The 21,495-nt window shown below is 59.9% G+C and carries 16 protein-coding genes and 1 pseudogene; 6 read left to right on the plus strand and 11 right to left on the minus strand.

Annotated features, from left to right (window positions below; translation table 11 throughout):
- On the plus strand, nt 1–431 hold a 431-nt coding region (locus NW838_RS06130; protein WP_414427706.1), incomplete at its 5' end, for an energy-coupling factor transporter transmembrane component T family protein.
- A gap of 24 nt (nt 432–455) precedes the next feature.
- Here NW838_RS06130 and NW838_RS06135 read toward each other — a convergent pair.
- The 3 genes from NW838_RS06135 to NW838_RS06145 all read right to left on the minus strand — a co-directional run bounded on the left by NW838_RS06135 (nt 456) and on the right by NW838_RS06145 (nt 7,078).
- Nucleotides 456–3,356 (minus strand): GAF domain-containing protein, encoded by a 2,901-nt coding sequence (locus tag NW838_RS06135; RefSeq protein ID WP_414427707.1) that lies wholly within the window; start codon nt 3,354–3,356, stop codon nt 456–458.
- 610 nt (nt 3,357–3,966) lie between these two features.
- Nucleotides 3,967–4,590: an NADPH-dependent FMN reductase gene (locus NW838_RS06140; protein ID WP_414373352.1), complete on the minus strand. Its 624-nt coding sequence runs from the start codon at nt 4,588–4,590 to the stop codon at nt 3,967–3,969.
- A 145-nt stretch (nt 4,591–4,735) separates the two neighbouring features.
- Entirely contained in the window at nt 4,736–7,078 is a 2,343-nt protein-coding gene (locus NW838_RS06145; RefSeq protein WP_414357267.1) for a fused MFS/spermidine synthase, read from the minus strand.
- Between the two features lie 268 nt (nt 7,079–7,346).
- Here NW838_RS06145 and NW838_RS06150 point away from each other — a divergent pair, with 268 nt between their 5' ends.
- On the plus strand, nt 7,347–8,300 hold the full coding sequence (locus tag NW838_RS06150; RefSeq protein ID WP_414357269.1) for an alpha/beta fold hydrolase: 954 nt from the start codon (nt 7,347–7,349) through the stop codon (nt 8,298–8,300).
- Nucleotides 8,301–8,366: 66 nt separating this feature from the next.
- Here the strand turns inward: NW838_RS06150 and NW838_RS06155 are convergent, their stop codons facing one another.
- Nucleotides 8,367–8,849, minus strand: a complete 483-nt coding sequence (locus NW838_RS06155; protein ID WP_414427708.1) for a pyridoxamine 5'-phosphate oxidase family protein — start codon at nt 8,847–8,849, stop codon at nt 8,367–8,369.
- Between the two features lie 199 nt (nt 8,850–9,048).
- Here NW838_RS06155 and NW838_RS06160 point away from each other — a divergent pair, with 199 nt between their 5' ends.
- Nucleotides 9,049–9,270: a high light inducible protein gene (locus NW838_RS06160; RefSeq protein WP_414349692.1), complete on the plus strand. Its 222-nt coding sequence runs from the start codon at nt 9,049–9,051 to the stop codon at nt 9,268–9,270.
- Between the two features lie 579 nt (nt 9,271–9,849).
- Here the strand turns inward: NW838_RS06160 and NW838_RS06165 are convergent.
- From NW838_RS06165 to NW838_RS06175, 3 genes and pseudogenes are all read right to left on the minus strand, one after another.
- Nucleotides 9,850–12,036, minus strand: coding sequence for a CHASE2 domain-containing protein (locus tag NW838_RS06165; protein WP_414427709.1), 2,187 nt, complete (start codon nt 12,034–12,036; stop codon nt 9,850–9,852).
- A gap of 106 nt (nt 12,037–12,142) precedes the next feature.
- Nucleotides 12,143–14,281 (minus strand): annotated as a pseudogene (locus tag NW838_RS06170) (polyribonucleotide nucleotidyltransferase).
- Nucleotides 14,282–14,340: 59 nt separating this feature from the next.
- Nucleotides 14,341–14,622 (minus strand): MoaD/ThiS family protein, encoded by a 282-nt coding sequence (locus tag NW838_RS06175; protein WP_414357275.1) that lies wholly within the window; start codon nt 14,620–14,622, stop codon nt 14,341–14,343.
- A gap of 251 nt (nt 14,623–14,873) precedes the next feature.
- On the opposite strand from NW838_RS06175, the gene NW838_RS06180 reads away from it, so the two are divergent.
- On the plus strand, nt 14,874–15,788 hold the full coding sequence (locus NW838_RS06180) for an arylamine N-acetyltransferase family protein (protein WP_414427710.1): 915 nt from the start codon (nt 14,874–14,876) through the stop codon (nt 15,786–15,788).
- Between the two features lie 71 nt (nt 15,789–15,859).
- Nucleotides 15,860–17,500 (plus strand): 2-isopropylmalate synthase, encoded by a 1,641-nt coding sequence (locus NW838_RS06185; protein WP_414349687.1) that lies wholly within the window; start codon nt 15,860–15,862, stop codon nt 17,498–17,500.
- A gap of 130 nt (nt 17,501–17,630) precedes the next feature.
- Here the strand turns inward: NW838_RS06185 and NW838_RS06190 are convergent, their stop codons facing one another.
- From NW838_RS06190 to NW838_RS06205, 4 genes are all read right to left on the minus strand, one after another.
- Nucleotides 17,631–18,659: an ATP-binding cassette domain-containing protein gene (locus NW838_RS06190; protein WP_011433056.1), complete on the minus strand. Its 1,029-nt coding sequence runs from the start codon at nt 18,657–18,659 to the stop codon at nt 17,631–17,633.
- Nucleotides 18,660–18,792: 133 nt separating this feature from the next.
- Entirely contained in the window at nt 18,793–18,996 is a 204-nt protein-coding gene (locus NW838_RS06195) for a phycobilisome linker polypeptide (protein WP_011433055.1), read from the minus strand.
- A gap of 166 nt (nt 18,997–19,162) precedes the next feature.
- On the minus strand, nt 19,163–19,648 hold the full coding sequence (gene apcB, locus NW838_RS06200; RefSeq protein WP_011433054.1) for an allophycocyanin subunit beta: 486 nt from the start codon (nt 19,646–19,648) through the stop codon (nt 19,163–19,165).
- Between the two features lie 63 nt (nt 19,649–19,711).
- Entirely contained in the window at nt 19,712–20,197 is a 486-nt protein-coding gene (locus NW838_RS06205; protein ID WP_011433053.1) for an allophycocyanin subunit alpha, read from the minus strand.
- A 318-nt stretch (nt 20,198–20,515) separates the two neighbouring features.
- Here NW838_RS06205 and hslO point away from each other — a divergent pair, with 318 nt between their 5' ends.
- Nucleotides 20,516–21,475 carry an Hsp33 family molecular chaperone HslO gene (hslO, locus tag NW838_RS06210; protein WP_414357280.1) on the plus strand — a complete coding sequence of 320 codons (960 nt, stop codon included), beginning with the start codon at nt 20,516–20,518 and terminating at the stop codon, nt 21,473–21,475.
- The last annotated feature ends 20 nt before the right edge of the window (nt 21,476–21,495 follow it).

Genomic DNA, 21,495 nt, shown 5'->3' on the forward strand with positions numbered 1-21,495 from the left:
ACGCCACCCATTTGTTTTTGTTGACAACGGCCCCCGAAGAAATTGCCGAAGGGATCGGCCAATGGTTGCAGCCTCTCAAGCGTTGGAGATGGCCGATTGCCGAAGTAATTCTCACCCTCACCTTGGCGCTGCGCTTTCTGCCTTTGGTGATGGAAGAGGTGCAAAACTTGGCGCGGGCGGTGCGAACTCGGGATGTGCGCTGGGGATCCCTGAGTTTCCGGGGCGGGATGCAAACCCTGCTGGCCTTGGTGGAGCGCTTTTTTGAAAACCTGCTCCTGCGTGCTGAACAGACGGCTATGGCAATGCAGGCCCGTGGGCTGACCGGCCCAGACCATCCCCTGCGCTGGCACCGCCTACAACTGCGGCGGCTGGATCGCGGCCTACTGGCTCTACTGCCCCTGTTTTGGCTGCTCAGAACCTTGTCCCCCTAAGGTGACCGGCAACACAGCTTTTTCCTACCCAGGGGGATGGGGCTCGTCGCTGCCCATCGGCAGGAGCAGCCGAGAGACACAACGCCCATCGGAAGAGAGGTAAAAGGAGAGCTGGCCCCCCATCCGCTGCACCACCCGTTGACACAGGCTGAGTTCCAAACCAGGACTCACCGATAGAGGCGACTTGAGCAGAGGATCTGCGTAGATCACCTGCTCTGGCCCCAACTGAAGGGCGGCCATCAGGTGAGGGTCGAAGCTGCCCTGATCCACCACCAGCAGCTCTGCATACCCAAAGTGCTCCGCACCGCTGTCGCGAACGCTGGCTTGGCTCCACAGATCCAGCCGCCCCCCTTCCGGGCTGCGCAAAATAGCGGCTGTCAACACCTCCCAGAGCACCATCTCCAGTCGTTCGGGATCCCCCTGGACGGCAATGCTCATGTCCCCATGGGCCCGCGGCCACAGCTTGCGTTTTTGGGTCAGGGCCTCCACCCGGCGCAGGCTTTTGCGCACCAAGGTTGCCAAGGGCACCGACCGCAACTGCGGCTGCACCTGCCAAGTTTCCGACTGCAACAACGGCCTTGTGGAGACGGTCAGATCCCGCAGCCCTCTGCCGATCTCCACCACCTTTTGCCAGCGGGTGGCTTCGTCTCCGGGAATCTCCGGCACCTGACCCAGGCGGCGCAGGCTGTCCAGAAGGGCATTCTGCATATCCAGCAGGCGGCGGTGCTTGTACCAGTTCAACTCCCTGAGCACCTCCTGCCGCTCTTGCAAAGTTTGCATCCAGAGCAAGCGCCGCAGCGTCCAGCCGCAGGTCTGGGCGATCAGCATCACAGCCGCCCGCTCGTCGGGATCCCAAACCTTGCCCGCTTCTGCCCCCAAGATCAAAACTCCCAAAGCTCCCGCCTGCGAGGAGTTTGTCTCCCCCAGCGCCACCAGCAGCCAGGATCCCAGGCCGGTAGCAAAGTGCTCCGCACCGCTGACGCGACTGAGCCAAGTGCGGCTGGCAGGGGGGATCTGGGTGAGCGGGAGAGGTTCTGCTGACTGCAGCGCGTAGGCCAGTAGGGGATCTTGCAGATCGATCTCGGTGGGGCCGGTCTCCGTCCCGGCAGCAAAAGATGGCTGGAGCTGAGCCCGGCTCTCCCCCGGCTGCCAACTAACCATGAGCGCCAGAGGGATCCCCAGCAATTGGGCCGTCTGTCGAGTGGTAGTGGTGTACAGATCTGACAAGGTGGCCGAGTTTTGCAAGGTTAAACAAGTGGTGATCAGGCCCTTGAGCAACTGCTCTTGTCGTTGCCGGCGTTGTTCTGACCGAATTTGCCGCAGGATCACCCCCACCTGTTGGGCAATCCCCCGCAGCAGTTGCCGCTCTTCCCGGCTCCAGGCCCGTAGCTGGGGATGCAACACCAAGAGCAGCCCTTCCACGGGTGTGTTGGCCCCGGTATGGGTCAGCATCAGGGAACGAACTCCTGCCAGTTCCTGCCGCCAAGAGAGCAGGCGCAGATCTTGGTCGTAGTTTTCTGCCACCACCACCTCGCTGCGCATGAGATCCTGCCAGTCCTGGTCGCTCAGAGGGCTGAACTGCTGCGGCAAAGTCTGCTTGCCCTGTTGCTCCGCGACGCTGCGGTACTCGTAGAAGAGGCGGGGGATGGAGCTGTCGCTATCCACCGTCAACACGGCTACTGCACCGACTTTCAGACGCTGGCCCAGGCCGACAATGGCTTGCTGGAGAGCCTGTTGCAGCTCTGCCGGGTTGTAAACCGAGCGGCCCACCTGCTGCACAAACTCTTGGTCATCGGCCAACTGGCGAATGCGGCGATCCAGATTTTCTAGGGGGGCAGCCAAGGCCAACCCATTGGCGGCAGCGGCCACCAACTGTCGCTCAGCGGCTTGCCAGGTACGGGGCACATCGGATTGCACCCAGATAAACCCCAGCAGATCCTTCTCCAGCAAAATCGGGGCTGCCAAAACAGCCTGGGCTCGCAACTGCTGCATCAGCTTGGGGGGAACCTCAGAGCGAGTCGTCCCTGTGCCGCCCACCACCACCTGGCCATCGGCGAGGGTGTAGTACATGTCCCCCAATTCCCGCAGCGAAAGGCTGACCTCTCCTGTCGGCCCTGCTCCGACTTTCTCCGCCCCGCTGTCGCGAACAGCTTTGGGGACGCTCCCGTGGGGAACGAACTGACCCTGGCTGCGCTCGTGCCAATACACCTGAATGTGGACAGCGCCCAGAAAAGACTGTAACTCCTGCCTCACCAGGCTGACCCGTTCCTGCAGGGATCCCACCTGGCGCATCGCCGTTCCCAACCTCAGGAGCGGATCCTCAAGGCGCTTTTCGGTCTGCTGCTGCCAAGCGTTTTCCAACTCCTGCAGAGAGGCTGCCAACTGCCCCAGCAAAATTCCCAAGAGAGCCTTTTCGTCCTCACGGGTGGTAACCCCCCACATTTGGGATCCCAGCATCAGGATCCCCAAGCAGCGCCGCCGTCCCACTGCCGTTCGCGACAGCGGGCCGTAGGCCGAGAAGGGATAAATGAAACAGCCCTGGATCCCGCCCAGTCGCCTGGCCTCCCGCTGCCAAATGCCCATGCGCGGCTCCTGAGAGAGGTCAGGCAGGCTGATCGGTCGCTGCTCGATCACCACCTGCTCCAGGATCTCCCCCGGCTGTAGAGGATGCACCGCCCGCAGTAGGGTTTGATCCTCAAGAAGGGTCACTCCCCCCTGACCCACCAACTGGTGATTTTGATAATCGTAAAAGGCCAGCCAGACCAGCGGCGCCCCAAACACCGCCCCGACATAGTCGAGGGTGAGCTGAATCAGCCCATTGGCATCCGTTTGCTCTCGCATCTGTTGCAATGTCGCTTGCAGGGCCACCAGGGGAGATATTGACCCAGCTCTATCCGAAGAATAAGGGGGAACAGACTGAACCATACCTGTGTGGATCTATTCCGCAGGTTCCTCTGCAAGCCAATGCCGTATCAGCCAGACTTCAGCTCGTCTCTGTTATGAGCCTTCTCGTCTCCCTGCTTCCTTGTTACTGGGCAACACTGACACAAAAAAGCGAGGAGAAGCGAGCCCGGACTTGTTGCTGTTTGAAACAACTATAGCCCCCAGATGAAAGGCTGGGTAGCAATAGGGGCAGCCGAAGTCTTTGACATGCTCCCCCGCCTAAAGGCAGGGGATTCCGGTTCCTGGTTCTGCGACAACTTGCCGTGTTGGGTTGCCCCTCCACAACAGCGGTGCTCATCTCCCCAGGCGTTCCCCCAAGCGCTACGCGCCACTGATGCAAGCGCAGGGCGGTTTCCTCTCGCGCCAGCGGGACAGAATCCTTATGCCCTTAGGTACCGTTGCGAACAACAACTAAAAAACCTATTGAGGTTGCATCCAGTCGTGAGACTGTTGGGCTTAAGGCCTACGGCCCGCTTACGCGAATAGAGCGGTTGATTACCCTGCCGCTGTGGGCAGCATAGCACACAGCCGCCCTAAAGCGCGGGGCTTTAGACCCAGTTTTTTGGTAAGTGATTAAGTAATTAATTTGGGGTTAATTGTGGGAAGGCTTCACAACTGGGATCCCGCGCAGCTTGTGAGTATGGGTCACCAAGCTCTGGACAAAGTGTTGAAAGCGCTGTTGTAGCTTCTCGTCTTTGAGATTGCCTTGCTCGTCAAAAGCGTTCCAAGCCCGACCGATGGCGATTTGCTCTGGGATCACCCAGCCATGCACCCAACGCACAATCAAGCGCATCTGGTTCAGGGTATTGCTGTTGCTCTCGCCGCCCAAAACGCTGATTAACCCAAAGACCTTACCCTCCAGTTGCTCAAAACTCAACAGATCCAGTGCATTTTTCAGGCTGCCGCTGATGCCGCCGTGGTACTCCGGGCTGGCTAGGATGATCCCATCCGCCCGCTTCATGGTTGCTCGTAGGACTGCCACATCGGGATAATCCGCATAGGACTCCGAGCCATCCACAAAGGGCAACTTCATCTGCCGCAGATCGAGGATGTGCAACGGGGTCCCCAACTTCTCAAACTCGCGCCGCGCCACCTCCAGCGCCTGGTACGTTAAGGAATTGGGCCGCAGGCTGCCCCCGATTGCCACGAAACGGGCCTCAGAGGCTTCAGCCATGGTGGTTTGAGGATCGACAGTAAGGGCTTGCAGAGGAGACATGAGCCGGGTTCCTGAGCAGACATTAGTTACGTTGCAAACAATCATAACTCATACCAACTCCGAGTTGTAAAGATTTCTTTAACTTTTCTGCTCCCCAACCCTAATGCATTCGCCGAAGCGTTGCATAGCGATAACAGCCGGATTCCTATCCAGAACTGGGGATCTGGATACCTCTCGGCAAAGGGATCCAAGGCCAGCGGATCACCTGCAGCAGGTTGGAAAAGTCATCCCGCCAGACGGGATCCCCGGCTTGGGGCAAAAGGGGCTGCCAGGGATCCGGTTCCTGCATGGCTTTAGGGTTTTTGGCCAAAGGACTCCGCTCCGCTAACACGGTCGCCGTTCGCTCAATGGGCGTAGCCTTAGCGTCGCGTAGCGATAACAGCACCCAGTGGGAAGGGGCCAGCCCCGCCTGTCGTTGCTCAGGGGAGAGATCCCGATGGGCTTGGTGCCAAGCGTGGAGCTGCAGGGATCCGGCCAGGCCAGCCAACAGCGGGGCCAGGTCGAGGTGGCGGTTGGTGATGTTGAAGAGCAGCCAGCCGTGGGGCTTGAGCTTGCTGAGGTAGAGGGCCAAAGCCTCTTGCGTGAGCAAATGCACCGGCACTGCGTCAGAGCTGAAGGCGTCCATCACCATCAGGTCATAGCTGCCCTCTGGGATCCCCTTGAGGCTGAGCCGGGCATCACCGAGGATGACCTGCACCCGCGCCCGCGTCTGGGCCCACCGGAGATAGGAAAAATAGCGCCCCGCCCAATCGGCCACGGTGGGATCCAACTCGAAAAACGTCCACTCATCCCCTGGCTCGGCATAGGCGGCCAACGTGCCGATCCCCAGCCCCAACACCGCAATGGCGGGCGTGGGATCCACAGTCTGGGCTCTGAACGCCGCAAACACCTGCCCAACCGGCCCAGACCGAGAAAAATAGGTCAGCGGCTCCAGCGCTTTTTCCGGGTCCAAGTTTTGGCTGCCGTGTAGAGTGGTGCCGTGCAGAAGGCTGCGGAAGGATCCCTGCTCAGTTTGGTATTCCACGATCCGGTTGAGGCCGAAGGCGCTGCGCTCGCTGTGGATCACCTGCAGTCCCGGCTGCAGCCAGGGTTGCCCCAGCAGCACAACCAACCCCGCCATTGCTCCCACCCAACCGACCTTGGCCTGCCAGCCAGGGGCTCCGCTCTGCTGCTGTGAACGGCTCTCCCCTGACACCAACAGCGCCAGCACCGCCCAGCCCAACGCCAAACCCACCCCAGCGCCCACCTGCAGCAACGCCTGCGGTTGAAAGTGCAACAGCAGCAAAGGCAGGAGCAGCCCCAGCCCCAGCCACAGGCCCACCCGCCCCCCCTGCGCCCCTAGCACGGCCAGCGACATCCCCAGCAACAGGGGATATTCCAGCACCGTCTCAAACACCTGCGGTGCCAAGAGGGCAGAGAACATTCCCCCCAAACTCCCCCCCAAAGCCAGCCACAGGTAAAACTGCGTCAACTGCTCCACCGGCGGGCGACGGCAAGCCAACCGGCTGTGGCAGCCCCAGCTCACCAGCCCAAAGGTGGTCAGATGCAGCGGCAAAAGCAAAAAACCCGGCCTCACCCAGCCCAAGACCTGTGTCCCCACCGCCCCGCAGGCCAGAAGAGCTGTCGTTCCCAAAACCCCCTTATTGGGGTGGATCCCCCCGAAAGCCAGCATGAGTGTCAGCAGATAGATCCCCAGAGGAATGGCCCACAACAGGGGCACTGCCGCCACGTCGGTGGTCAACAAGGTGGTGACCGCCACCAACAGGCCCGCCGGCAAAAAAGCCAGACCCGCCCAGCGCCAACGCTCTCGCCAGGAAACAGTCAAATCCCCCGGAGCAGCGCCGGATCCCTGGGAATCTGCCCCGCGTTCTTGTTGCTCCGCAACGCTGTTGCGACTGAGCAGCAGACCCACCCCGCTTAGCAGCACCAGGGCTGCCACCAGCGCGTAGGATCCCGTCCACAGGAGAGTTTGCCAAGCCAAAGACAGACGAGGCTCCAACACCAGCGGGTACCCCAGCAGCCCGCCCAAGCTGCCGGCATTGCTGGCCACATAGAGAAAATAGGGATCCAAAGCCTCCCGTTGCCCCGCGACCCCTCTTGCCGCCAACCCCCGTTGCAGCAACGGCGTCGTCGCCGACAGGAGAAACAGCGGCACCCCAGCTCCCAAAGTCAAGTTTGCCAACAGAGCGAGAGGGGGCCACCATCCTTCCGGTTGGCCGGGGATCCCCAGCTGAAAGGGCAGAAGCCTCAGCCCGACCAGCAGCAAGATCCCGTGGATCAGCACCCCCATCCTGGGATTGAGGCCGCGCCCCAGCCGGTCTGCCCACAGGTAGCCCAAAAGCAGGGTGGCCTGAAAAAAGGCCAGGCAGGTATTCCACACCAGGGGGGATCCCCCCCACAGCGGCAGCAGCAACTTGCCCACCAACAACTGTCCCCAGAAGAGGCAAAAAGCGCTACCAAACAAGCTGAGGCCAACTAGCCAAACCAAAGCCGACCCACCGCAAAACCCTCAACTGCCAGTATTCCCCACTTTCTCCCGGAAGCTTGAGATGGGATGTTGTAGCCGCTTGGTGGTGCCCCTTGGGATCACCCAACTCAGAGGAAGGCCGATCCTTGTTCCTCGATTCAAGTGCGCCAACGGGTGGAAGGGGGCCACCCTCCGCCAGTACTCTCAGTTGCCCCGATCACAAGGACTTTGTCCCGCTGTCGCGAACGGTTAGGATCGCAACGCTGACTCAAACCTACACTGCACCCCCATGTTGCCATGCAGCGCCAACGCGAACACAGAGCATCGCTGGCTCTGGCGTGACCAGCCCATTCGCTACCAACAGTCGGGATCCACAGGCCCAGCCGTGTTGCTCATCCATGGCTTTGGGGCCAGCAGCGACCATTGGCGGAAAAATTTGCCGGAGCTGGGGCAGCACTGTCAGGTGTATGCGATTGATTTGTTGGGGTTTGGGGGATCCGCCAAGCCTCTGCCGGGATCCCCTTTGCCCTACACCTTCGAGACCTGGGGATCCCTGGTGGCAGACTTTGTCCGAGAGGTGGTGGGCCAGCCAGTCTATCTGGTGGGCAACTCGATTGGCTGCATTGTGGCTTTGCAGGCGGCGGTTCTGGATCCAGCCCAGGTTTTAGGGGTAGCGATGTTGGATCCCTCGCTGCGGCTATTGCACGAGCGGAAACGGGGCCAGGTCTCCTGGCTGCGCCGCCAGTTTACCCCTTTGCTGCAATCCCTGCTGGGGTGGCCCCCCTTTGGTCGTTTCTTCTTTGCTCAGGTGGCCCAGGCTAGGGCCATTCGCAATATCCTCCTCCAAGCCTACGGGCGCAAAGAAGCGGTTACCGAGGAGCTGATCCAGCTTTTGCTCAAACCCGCTTTGGAGCCGGGGGCGGCAGAGGTCTTTTTGGCCTTTGTGCGCTATTCTCAGGGGCCTTTGGCTGAAGATCTCTTGCCTCAGCTCACCTGTCCCGTCTTGATCTTGTGGGGGGAAGCGGATCCCTGGGAACCCATTGCTCTGGGGCGGGCCCTGGCACAGTTTCCTTGCGTGGTGGGGTTCATCCCGTTGCCGGGGGTTGGCCATTGCCCCCAGGATGAAGCCCCCGAGCTGGTCAACCCGCTGCTTTTGGATTGGATCCGGGATCCCACCAAAAAACCTGAAAAAGGAGTTCGTTCCGCCGGGATCCCCTCACCCCCCCTGCAAGAGGAGAGCTAGGAAGTGGCGCAGCAGGAGCTTCCCCGTGCTGGGGAATGGCATGGGCTGCCCTTGGAATCCTCGTACCTACGCCCGACCGAGGTGCTCCAGTCGATCCAGGTTGGGGCCGCTCAGCCGGAATGCCTGGCCAAACCCCTGGATGAAGCTACCAGTTTTGGGGACGATCTGACAGAAGTGAAAATCCGCCAAGCCCAGGATCATCTCGGCAATCTCGTACTTGGCGCGATAAAGGGCCTCAAACCCCTGCGCTTGCGCCTCTTCGCGGCTGAGAAACTGGGCTTCTCCGCTCACCATCACCCGCGACAGGGCATGGTTACTGCGGGGATCCCCTGGGGTGGGCGGCTCGTGGATGAGCAGGCTGGCACGGGGATCTGCCCGCAAAGCCTGGGTGTGGGCAGAAAGATCGCTGATGACAATGGCAAAGCGCAAGGGATCCCGCTGCACCACAAAAGGCACCAACGACACCGCCGGGGATCCCTGCTCCAGCACCGCCAAGCTGGCCACCGGCTGGCCATCCAGCAGCATATTTAACTGTTCCAGCACCGACATGGTTGTCCTCCAGTCCCCTTGCTATTATCAGCTCCCCTGTACTGGGACAAGAGCCACAACCCTGCTTACAGGCTGTTCCTGGCCTGGTTGAACTCTGCCCGGCAGCTCGGAACATTGGGCGTCAACAACGTTGTAAATAAAACTTTACAATCCTATGCAAAGCGAGCTACGCTGGTGAAGAAAGCACAAGGAGAACCCTATGACCCGATATCGCTCCGTTGTCGTCGAAGAAGGTGGTCGGCTGAACAACTACGCCATCGAGCCGGAAATGTATGTGGACAGCACCCCCCGCGTGGGCTTCACCGAATATGCAGAGCGCTTGAACGGGCGTTTGGCAATGATCGGCTTTGTTGCCCTGATCCTGTTTGAAGCTCTGTCCGGTACCACCCTGCTCGGCTGGCTGCAATCCCTGGGCCGATAAGCCAAAGAACGCTTCCTAGGAAGAGGGCTGTCTCTAATCGCCGATTGACTGTTCGCGATAGTGGGACGGAGTCCTCACTTTGTTGCACAATTCTCTACAACCTGATGTGCAAACGCTAGGCAGTTGTGCGAGTGTGCAGGGAGCGGGTGGTTAGGTTTATGTTTCTAGACCCCAGCTACCGTTTGAAATGTACCCCAAGCTCTGGGGGAAGTGACATACTCCCATCACTGACCCTACGGGTACAGTGTAGGCTTCTCGCTTCATTGGGGAGCCTACGCAAGAACCCTCTGCGAGCAGACACGGGATGTCCCACCGCGTAGCTGCACCAGATTCCGGCAAAAGCCGTTTTGTGCAACTACTCTCACCATACACCATGTGGGGGTATCTGTATCCCGACACTGACGCTACGGGTACAGTGCGGGGCTTAGCTAACCCCACACCCCGACAAGCTAACGCCTGTGGAGACTCCTCTGGCGGGGTGGTAGGTCTAAAACCTACCGCTAGTCAAGGGTTGCTGAAGCAGGAAGAAAGCAACAGCGCTGAGCAAAAATCTGTTCTGTTCAGTGCTGTGTAGGTCTTTCAGAGCGGCATCTCCCAGTGCAGCTCGACATGGGTATGGCCTTCTGGGGTGCGGGTGCGATGCCAGGATCCCTTGGGTAGATAGCGGGCGATGGTGTTCATGGCCTTGCTGCCGTAGCCGCCGCTGAGGCCGGGAGCGTACTCGATACCATCGTTGACCACGGAAAGGCAGCAGTGGCGCTCCGTTTGGGCCAGCGACACTCTGACAAAGGAAGCATTGCCTTTGGGGGGTTGTACATGGGCGATGACATTGCCGATGGCCTCCCGCAAAAAGCGCAAGATGTCTTCTCGCTGATCAAACCACTCACCGGTGTTGGGCTCCTGCAGCGGTTGCAGTTGCCGCTCTACAGATAGCGTTAGGCTGCCCGCTTGGATCAGCTCGTCCAGATAGATCTCGATGCCTCGATGCAACCCCTCTCGCAAGCTGGGGGAGATGCGCAGCTTGGCGGCTAGGGTGCGCACATCGTTGAGCTGATTCCGGATCCCGCGTCCGATCCTCTCCAGTTGTTCGAGCAGGTGATCGTAGACGGCGGGGTCGGGCGACCTGCCTTGCTGCTGCTGCCATTGCAAGCTCTCCAAGTCGTCCATCACCACCTTCAACTCCTGCAGCTCCCGATCGTGAATGTCGGTGGCTACCCGGTAAAGCAACTTGCGGGCTTGGTCGATAGCTGCCTCCTGTTCGGCCCGACGCAGACGCTCCAATTCCTGCTGTTGGGCCAAGAGCCGCTCCTGATTCTCCACAATGATCAAAGTGAGCAGCAGGCTTACCCCCGTTAGCCCACTGGCCAAGGCTGGCAAGACGAGAGGCCAAACCCAACGCCACAGCAGAAACTGGGCCACAGCCCACCCTTCGTAAACGGCAAGCCCTACCATGGGTCGCAGGAGAAACTGCTGTTGCTTCCAGCCCCAATGGCTCAAAAGTGCTCCGCACCGCTGACGCGAACGTAGGGGGGGACGATAAAGCACCAAAAGCAGTCCCGTTCCCACTCCCAGCAGCAAAACCACCGCAGCCGCCACCCCCTCTGGCACAGATTGGTAGACCTCTCCGGTGAGCAGGCTGGAGAGGACTTGCGCCTGCAACTCCACCGCCGCAATCTGGGATCCATCCGCAGTCCGCACCGGGAAGGTCTCTGGATAGCCGCCCACAAAGCCCACCAGGACAATTTTGTCCCGCAGTTGGTCGGCAACTTCGGGGTCAAGGGGAGGGATCCCTTCTTGGCCGCGGCAGGCTTGGCTGGGGTTGATCATCGGGGCAACAGACCCGGATCCTGCCTGGAGAACAGCTGGAGGGCAAACCCGTTCGATGGGGATGATGGGGATCCCGTGCTGGGATCCGAGGGGGTTGAATTGGATCGGCTGCAACCCCCGCTCGCGAAACCAGCGGCTGGCCCGCTCCGGGTCGTATTTGGCAAAAGCCAGAGCCTCGACCGAGGCGAACATCTGCTCCTCTTGGCTGTCGCGGCGCAGGTAGAGCCCCCGCAACTGGGCCTGGCGCAGGATCCCGGCCCTATCCACCCGATATTGCACCACCCCCTGCACATGCTCTGGCGGCACCAGGTACTCCAGCCGCAGAGAAGAGAAGGGCAGAAAATGGTTGTAGATGTTAATCTCGGAGCGGCCAAAGCTCTCGCTGCTGCGGGTGGCCAAGACCAAGCGATCTGGGTAGCGCTGTACCACCTGACGTAGAGGGGCATCTAAGTTCTCGTTGCCCAGGTTTTGAGGTACCACAAAGCTGCTGGGCAGGTTTAGCACCACCACCCTGGCCTCAGCTTCTTCCAGTAGACGCAACGTCAGGCCGGCGTAGTTGGCCCGTTCCAGAAGGAAGTCAACTTGATGTTGGCCAAGGTGCTCTGCACCACTGGTGCGGCCATTGCTTTCCCCCTGTCCGCTGTTCCCGTTAGCGGGAACGTGCTCCGCACCGCTGTCGCGATCGAGTCCTATACGACCATCAATGCCGACGATCACCACCTCGGGAGAAGGCTGCTGAGGGCCACGCCAAGCGTACAGCCACTCCTGGGCGTCGCTCTCCATCCGCACCAACAAAGGATGCTGAGCAGAAAGGTTAAGCAGAGCAGCCCAACCCAAGCCCCAAGCCAACGCCCAGCCCAGCCGCCGCCGGGAGGGGGATGGTCGAGCCGGAGAAGTAGGGCTTTGGCCAGCGAGCAAGTGGGGGATAGAATCCGGCATACTGCAAAGTGCTCCGCAACCCCGACGCGAACGGCACTGCAGACGCGGAGCTAGTTGCCATTCTGGCAGCTGCCGAGGCCCCCGTTGCTGGGGGAAAACCGCAGCCTCAGTGGTGATGGTTGCGCACCCGCGCTGCTTCCTCAGGGCTAATGCCGAGGCGAGTGAGGTTGATGCGGCCTTTGTGATCGATGCTGCGCACCTTGACCACCACCTCATCTTCCACAGCCACCTCGTCTTCCACCCTGCCGACGCGGTACTCCGCCAGTTGCGAAATGTGGATCATGCCTTCTTTGCCGGGCAAAAACTCCACAAAAGCGCCGATGGGGATGATGCGGGTCACCTTGCCCAAATACACCTGCCCCTCTTCCACCCGCCGCACCAGATTTTCGATCATCTACCGAGCGGCTTCGGCTTGCCCCCCCACCGAGGAAGACACGGTGATTGTGCCGTCGTCGCTGATGTCCACCTTGGCCCCTGTCGCTTCGGTGATGCCGCGCACGGTCTTGCCACCGGGGCCGATGATCTTGCCGATGTCCTCCGGATCCACCTTGAACGTGAGCAGACGGGGAGCTGTTTTGGCCAACTGGGGTCGAGGGGCGGCAATGGTCTCCAGCATCTTGTCGAGGATGAACTCGCGCCCGGCCTTGGCTTGCCGAATGGCCTGCTCCACCACGTCAACGGTGATGCCGGTGATTTTCATGTCCATTTGCAAAGCAGTGATCCCCGCCCGCGTACCGGCCACCTTGAAGTCCATGTCCCCCAGAAAGTCCTCGATCCCCTGGATGTCGGTGAGGATGCGCACCTCATCCCCCTCCTTAATAAGGCCCATGGCCACCCCGCTGACCGGCGCTTTGATCGGCACCCCGGCATCCATCAGAGAAAGGGTAGAGCCACAGACGGATCCCATCGAGGTGGAGCCGTTGGAGGAGAGCACTTCCGAGACCACCCTCACCACATAGGGAAACTCCTCTTCCTTGGGCAGCACCGGCACCAAGGCCCGCTCCGCCAGCGCCCCATGACCAATCTCCCGCCGCCCCGGGGAGCGTGAAGGCCGCGTTTCTCCCACTGAAAAGCCCGGAAAATTGTAGTGGTGCATGTAGCGCTTCTCATCCACCGGGTGCAAGTCGTCCAGCTCCTGGGCATCGCCGGGGGTGCCGAGGGTGGTAATGGAAAGGACTTGGGTGAGGCCGCGATTGAACAGGGCACTGCCGTGCACCCTTGGGATCAAACCCACCCGGCAAGAGACCGGTCGCACCTCGTCCAGCTTGCGCCCATCCACCCGCACCCCCTCTTGCAGGATCTGCTGGCGCATCAGCTTCTTGAGCAGAGCCTTGAACTGATTGTCCAACTCCTTGGGATTTTCCAGAAGATAGAGCCGCAAGGGATCCCCCTCTGGCCGTTCCTGGATTTGGGCCTCCAGCTTGGCCTTGAGCTCCTCCAGTTGCTGTTCCCGGCTGGTCTTGTCCAAAAACTGCCTGAGAATGGAGCGAATGCCCTCCTGAGCCTGCTCTTCTACAAAGGCAATCAGCTCCTCGTTTTTGGGGGGAGGGGGCAGCTCTACCGGGGTGATGTTGAGATCCGCCAGGACTTGCTGTTGGGCTTTGAGCAGCTCCTGGATGGCCTCAAAACCAAACTCGATGGCCTCCACCACATCCTTTTCCGGCAGTTGGTTGGCCCCGGCTTCCACCATGATCACGCCATCGGCACAGCCGGCCACCACCAAATCCAGATCGCCCGCCTCAATTTCGGCATAAGTGGGGTTGAGGATAAATTCATCCTTGACCAAGCCCACCCGCACCGCCGCCACGGGGCCGTTGAAGGGGATGCGAGCACCGTGAATGGCCAACGAGGCTCCCAAAATACACAACACATCGGGCGGCACCGTATCGTCCACCGAGAGGGTGGTGGCCACCACCTGCACATCATCCCGCAGCCATTCCGGGAACAACGGACGAATGGGTCGGTCTATTAAGCGAGAGATCAAAGTGGCCCGTTCCGGTGGCCGGCCTTCTCGCCGCAGATATCCCCCTGGGATCCGCCCCGCTGCGTAGAGGCGCTCTTCGTAATCGACCAACAAGGGCATAAAATCAACGCCAGGCCGGCCTGGCTGCCGTGTGGCGGTAACCAAAATCGAGGTTTCGCCCGAAGTCAGCCAAACCCCACACCCTGCCTGGGGGGCCATCAGCCCAATATTGATGTCAATTTCCCGCCCATAAAAGGAAATCGACCGAGTGTATTCTGCCATGTAACGCTTCGCCTTCTTTTTTTCTTGCCGCTATCGTAGCATTCTCCTTTTGCTCCTTTTCAGCCCCCGCTGACCGGAGGGATCAGAACGACTTCGTCTCCCGCCGATAGGGGAGTGTCGGCAGCTACAAAATTGAGGTTGAGACCGAAGCGCGTTTGGGAGCGCCAAGGAGCCAAGCTGGGGTAGCGCTGGATCAGTTGATCGCACAGCTGCCCGACGGTGGTACCAGGGCTCACCTGCAGGCGCATCTCGGTTTGTCCGATTACTTCTTGATAGACGGCAAAGAGCTTCAGCGTGATGGGAAAAAGCTCATCGGAGGGCAAATTTTGGGCAGCAGCCATCGGTAGCGCTCCCACCTGCTTTGGACGGTCTTGTAAACTATCTTGGGCAAGCTTGGGCCTGGCCGTCCACCAGAATCCTCTGCCCATCTCCTACTCATCAGGGATCCCTACAGCCACAGAAAAATCGGCTCCGGGGAAAAGATGCCGTCTTTCAGATTCCAGTGAACTGTTCTTCTGGCTCTGGCCGGGGATCCGGGGCAAGGCTAGGGTAGGCCAAAAGCTTGCTTGGCAGCCAACCGGTTTCTGTGCTGATGCTAGAGCCACTGACCCCCTCCCAAATCAGGGCCTACTTGGATCGGATTGGCTACGTTGGCCCCACCCAGCCCACCCTGCAAACCCTCCGACAGATCCACCTAGCCCACCTGCTGCGGGTGCCGTTTGAAAATCTGGACATTCATCGGGGTCGCGCCATTTGCCTGGAGCGGGATTTCTTGTTCCAAAAAATCGTCCGAGAGCGGCGGGGCGGCTTTTGCTTTGAGCTGAACAGCCTGCTGGCCGCTGCCCTGCAGGGGATGGGGTTTTCGGTACACCTACTCTCAGGACAGGTGAGCCGGTCGGAGTTCGATGTCCGCTTTGGGCCTGAGTGCGACCACTTGGCTGTGCAGGTGAACATTGGCGATACAGCCTGGCTGGCAGATGTGGGGTATGGGGAGGCCTTTCGCGAGCCGTTGCGGCTGGGGGATCCCGGGATTCAAGCCCAGGCTGAAGGACGCTACCGCCTCACCCCTTGGCCAGGGGATCCCACTGCTTGCCGTTATTGGCTCATTCAGCAGGAACAGCCGGATCGCACCTGGAAAACTCTATTTCTTCTGGATCGGATCCCACGCTCCCTGCAGGAGTTCGAGCCGATGTGCCACTTTCACCAAACTTCGCCAGAATCGATGTTTACTCGGCTGCGCCTTTGCACCCTGGCCACTCCGACCGGACGGGTCACCCTCACCGCCCGCGCCAATGGCTCTTTTAAGTGGATCGAGACCACCCCAGAAGGCCGCTGGGAACGCCCTCTCAGGGATGAGAAAGAGTATGAACAACTGCTCGCCTGCGCCTTCGGGATCTGCCTTCCCCCATCTCCTGCCGCCGCTGGGGATCCCAGGGGAAAGGTTGCAAGACCCAAGCCCAATGACGTCTCAACAGAGCCCACCCAAATCTTCCCCAAACAAGGCTAGAACCCCTGCCAGTTAATGTCCCAGTTAATGTCAGAATAATGAGGTAGTGTTTCGTTATCCCAGTAACCGTTATGGATGCTGCCGCGGTCGCCGGGTTTGATGGCCAAGCTTTGGATCATGTACTCATTTTCGACACCACCCTGCGAGACGGGGAGCAGTGCCCCGGCGCCACCCTCAACACCGAAGAAAAGCTGGCCATTGCCCGGCAGTTGGCCCGGCTGGGCGTCGATATCATCGAAGCGGGATTTGCCTATGCCAGCCCCGGTGACTTCGAGGCTGTGCAGAAGGTGGCCGAGCAGGTGGGAACGCCCGATGGCCCTGTGATTTGCAGCCTGGCCCGCGCCCTCAAGCCGGACATTGAGGCAGCCGCTGCAGCCCTAAAGCCCGCTGCCAAGCCCCGCATCCACACCTTCATCTCCACCTCCGACATTCACCTGAAGTATCAGTTGCGCAAAACCCGCGCCGAAGTGCTGCAAATTGCCGAGGAGATGGTGGCCTACGCCAAGTCCTTCGTGGAGGATGTGGAGTTTTCCATGATGGATGCCACCCGCTCTGACCCAGAGTTCCTATACCAGGTCATCGAGGCGGCCATTCGGGCGGGGGCCAAAACCATCAACATCCCCGATACCGTCGGCTACGTCATGCCGGAGGAGTTCGGCCAACTGATCAAGGGCATCCGCGAGAACGTGCCCAACATCAAGCAAGCGATCCTTTCTGTGCACGGCCACGACGATCTGGGCGTCTCGGTGGCCAACTTCTTGGAAGCGATTAAGCAGGGCGCCCGTCAGGTGGAAGTGACGGTCAACGGCATTGGTGAGCGGGCCGGCAACACAGCCCTGGAAGAGTTGGTGATGGCCCTGCATGTGCGGCGCAGCTACTTCAACCCCTACTTCGGCCTGCCGGTGGACTCCGAGAAGCCCCTCACCCACATCAAAACTCAGGAGATCTATCGCACCTCGCGCCTCGTCTCCAACCTCACTGGCATGTTGGTGCAGCCCAACAAGGCTATCGTCGGCTCCAACGCCTTTGCCCACGAATCTGGCATCCACCAGGACGGCATGTTGAAGAACCGCCAGACCTATGAGATCATGGATGCCCAGACCATCGGCCTGCAATCGAGCACCTTGGTGTTGGGCAAGCACTCGGGCCGCAACGCCTTTCGCACCCGCCTCAAAGAACTGGGGTTCGAGCTGTCGGAGCAGGATCTGAACAAGGCCTTCTTGCGCTTCAAAGAGCTGGCTGACAAGAAAAAAGAAATCTCCGACCTGGATCTGGAAGCGATTGTTAACGACGAAACTCGCCCGGTGCCCGAACTCTACCGCCTGGAGCATGTCCAAGTGGTGTGTGGCAATCGAGAGGCTCCCACTGCCACGGTGCGCCTGGTAACCCCGGAAGGGGAAGAGCGGGTGGACGCTGCCGTGGGCACAGGCCCGGTGGATGCGGTGTACAAGGCCATCAACCGCATTGTCAATATCCCCAACAAGTTAATCGAGTTTTCCGTCCAATCGGTTACCGCTGGCATCGACGCCATTGGGGAAGTCACCATCCGCCTGCGCCACGAAGACCGCATCTTTTCCGGCCATGCCGCCAACACCGACATCATCGTCGCTTCGGCCCAAGCCTACATGAATGCCCTCAACAAGCTCTACTCTGCGCTGCACGCGGCACGCTCGACGGCTGACCAGCGCGAGGCTGCTGCCCAGAAGATCTGAGGGAAGGGTTAGGGAATCCCAGTCGTTTCCAACAAAGCTGGGATCCTTCGCTGCTGACCCTCACCCCCAGCCCCTCTCCTCTTGGGGAAGAAGGGAGCCCACGCTCAACCTAACCCTGTTGCAAATGACCCTATGGGCTGGCCGAAGGGATCCCATCCGCAAACACCCGCCCGATCACTTCCTCGATGGGCGGGTCGGTTACCGTTAGATCCAGCACATCCAGCTCTGCCAAGAGCTTGGCCACCGTTTGGGTGAGCTGCTCCCGCTGCACCCACAGCCGCGCCTCACAGCTGCCCGGATCCCCGTCCGTGCGCACCTCTCCATAGAGCTGCAGTTGGGCAACAGGGCAAGGGCGAGCCAATTTCAACCTCACCTCTCGGTAGGGGGCAAAGCGCTCCAGCAATGCCTCGAGGTCGCCATCGTACATGAGCTGCCCCGCGTTGATGACCAGCACCCGTTGGCACAGCGCAGTAATATCGGCCATGTAATGGCTGGTCAACAGCACCGTTGCTCCATAGCGGCGGTTGTAATCCCGCAGAAATTGCCGCACGCCGGCCTGGGCGTTGACATCCAACCCCAAGGTGGGCTCGTCCAAAAACAAGATCTGCGGGCGGTGCAACAGAGCCGCCAACAGCTCCGCCTTCATCCGCTCCCCCAAGGAAAGCTTGCGCACTGGTTGCTTCAGCTTGCTTTCTAGGTCGAGCAGCTCCGCCAGCTCCCCCACCCGCTCCCGAAACTCCTTCTCAGGGATCTCGTAAACGGCAGCGTTGATGCGCAAAGAGTCCATTGCCGGCAGATCCCAAATGAGCTGCTGCTTCTGCCCCATCACCAGGGTGATCTGCCGCAAAAACGCCGGCTCCCGGCGGTAGGGCACATGGCCGACCACCTGCACCGTGCCGCCGGACGGATAGATCAAACCAGTCAACATCTTGAGGGTAGTGGTCTTGCCCGCCCCGTTGGGCCCCAAAAATCCCACCATCTCCCCCGGCTGAACTTGAAAGCTCACGGACTGCACTGCCGGGATGTGGCGATAGGTGCGGCGAAAAAAGTGGCGCAGGGTGCCAACCACTCCGGGATCCTTGACGGCCACCGGGTAAACCTTGCTCAGGTTGTGGGCAGCGATGATTGGCTCCAACCGGGTCGGCACATCAGGCAACATCTACCCCCACCCCTACAAAACGGCCAGATCCGCTACCCCAACCCCAAGAACAGAGCTTCCAGAGCTGGGCATACCGGATCTGCAGAGGGCTATTTCTCAGTATCCGAGGGAAAGCAACGAACGAATAGGGGAACTACAGCAGTCCTACGTCCATCCCAGGCTTACCCGTGGCCAGCTCCACCTTCAGGATGCGGCCACCCGATTTCTGGATGCGCTGCTGTTCCCGAAACCAGTTCTCATAGGGCACCAGCTTGGTGAAGTAGGTATTTTGCAGCTCCCGCTGGGTGCGAATTCGGGTTTGGCTGGGCACACAGGCCGTGATCTTGAACATGCGCATGATATGGGATCCCCGCTCAACAACAAAATGGGCTATCTTGACCAGCAAAACAGGCGACTCACCCCAGAAAGCTCGCGTACTTCAGCTAGCACACCAGATCCCTGTGGCAAATCGCCCGCCGTGCTCGTTGAAGAATGCACCTCCCCTGAGGCAATGACGCCGGGAGTTAGCTCAGGCCAGAGCAGATGTAATCGAAGTACACCCCCATTTCCTTGCCGGCCTCAGCACCCACCAGAGCAGCAGTTACCTCTTTCATGGCTTGGATGGCCTGGATGGTTGCCCCAATGGGCACTCCCAGGGAATTGTAGGTCTCCTTGAGCCCGTTCAGCACCCGCTCGTCCAGAATGGAGGGATCCCCGGCCAGCATGGCGTAGGTGGCGTAGCGCAGGTAGTAGTCCATGTCGCGGATGCAGGCAGCATAGCGACGGGTGGTGTACATGTTGCCACCGGGACGGGTGAGATCGGAGTACAGCAACGCCTTGGCAGCAGCATCCTTGACGATGGTGGAGGCATTGGCCGCGATGGTGGCAGCCGCCCGCACCCGCAGCTCGCCTGTGGCGAAGAAGGCTTTCAACTTCTCCATGGCCGAGCTGTCCAGATACTTGCCTTGAACATCGTAGCTGTTGATTACAGCAGTAATTGCGTCTTGCATGATGAGCTTCCTAAATCCAAATCGACGAACAGCAAAGGGTTGTGCGGCAAAAACAATGAGGGATTAGCTCATTGCCCCCACCACAAAGTCGAAGTAGTAGCCGGCTTCAGCCGCATCGTCAGGAGAGAGCAGACCCATGGCCACCTGCTTCATTTGACGAATGCTCTCGGCCACCGCCGGAATGGGTGTGCCCAAAGAGTTGTACATCTCGCGAACACCCACCAGGCCGATCTCTTCGATTGGGGTGACATCGCCGGCAATGATGCCGTAAGTGATCAGGCGCAGGTAGTAGTCCATATCCCGCAGGCAAGTCGCCGTCATCTCTTCCCCGTAGGCATTGCCCCCCGGAGAAACAATGTCGGGGCGCTTCTGGAAGAGTTGGTCGGCAGCTTGTTTGACGATGCGCTCACGAGACTCGGTTAAGACTTGAGCAATGCGCAACCGCTTCTCGCCCGAGGTGACAAAGGACTTGATCCGATCCAGTTCCCCCGGGCTGAGGTAGCGGGCCTCCGCGTCCGCGTTCACAATCGATTTCGTAACAACACTCATGGATATCCATCCTCAAGTCGATTTTTTAAAGAGTATGACGAGCATACCCGCAAGCTATTTTCCGATATGCTTGCCGTCTGCCATCTCAGATCTTCACACTTCTTAAAATCTCTCCCAGAAAAGGGCCGTCCCGCTGGCGCGACCAGTGTTGCGTAGGTCTTTCAGAGCGGACAGTCTCATTCCCGCCCCGACAGGGCAGTTCCCTCCCCAAAGTCCGGCAAGAGAGGGGCTACAATCTCACTTAGACTCACTTAGAATGAAGGCTGAGTCGCCAGGGGATCCCTGCAGGCTTGGTTTAAGACATGCGTTGAGGTTGCGATGACGGATGCCTCTGGGTCAGAACGATTGAAGCGAGCGAAAAGCATTTCTGAGGGTACGCCCTCATCTCTTCCGGATCACCTGATCCGGGCCACGGCGGCAGAAGGCAAAATTCGGGTGGTGGGCTTGGTGTCTACCCAGGCGGTACAAGAGGCACGGGAACGGCACAAGCTGTCCTATGTCGCGACGGTGGCTCTGGGGCGGGCCATGAGTGCAGCCCTGTTGCTAGCGGCCAACCTGAAGCGGCGCCAGGCGCGGATTAACCTGCAACTGAAAGGAAATGGCCCCTTGGGCAACATCTGGGTAGATGCCGGCTTGGATGGCACGGTACGCGGGTATGTGAGCAACCCCGCCATTGAGCTTCCCCTCACTGCCGAGAGCAAGTTGGATGTAGGCCAAGCCGTTGGGCGCTATGGCTACCTACACGTGCTGCGGGATCTGGGGTACGGCCAGCCCTACACCAGCGCGGTGGAGCTGGTTTCGGGAGAGGTGGGAGACGACATCACCTACTACCTCTCCTCCTCAGAGCAGATTCCCTCGGCAGTCCTTCTGGGGGTAAACCTTGACTCGCAGCGGGTACGTGCCGCCGGTGGGGTGTTGTTGCAACTGATGCCAGGGGCGCCGGCCAGTCTGATTCCGGAGATGGAGGCCCGTTTGGCCAAAGTGGAAGAGTTTAGCCCGATGTTGGCTTGCGGCGGCGGCTTGCGGGAGCTGTTGCAACTTTGCCTGGGCGACCTGGATCTGAAAATTGCGCCGGAAATGCGCACCATCCGCTTCTACTGCAAGTGCAATTCCGACCGGGTGAAGGGGGCTCTGCGCATGTTGGGGCGGGACGAATTGCTCGATATGATCCACACCGATAAGGGGGCAGAGGCAGTTTGCCACTTTTGCAACGAGGTTTATCGCATCTCAGAGGATGAGCTGCGCTCGATTGTGGCGGAGATGTCGGCCACCCCCTAATGGCAAAATGATGGCCAACT

This window comes from Synechococcus sp. R55.2, assembly GCF_047462075.1.
Lineage (GTDB): Bacteria > Cyanobacteriota > Cyanobacteriia > Thermostichales > Thermostichaceae > Thermostichus.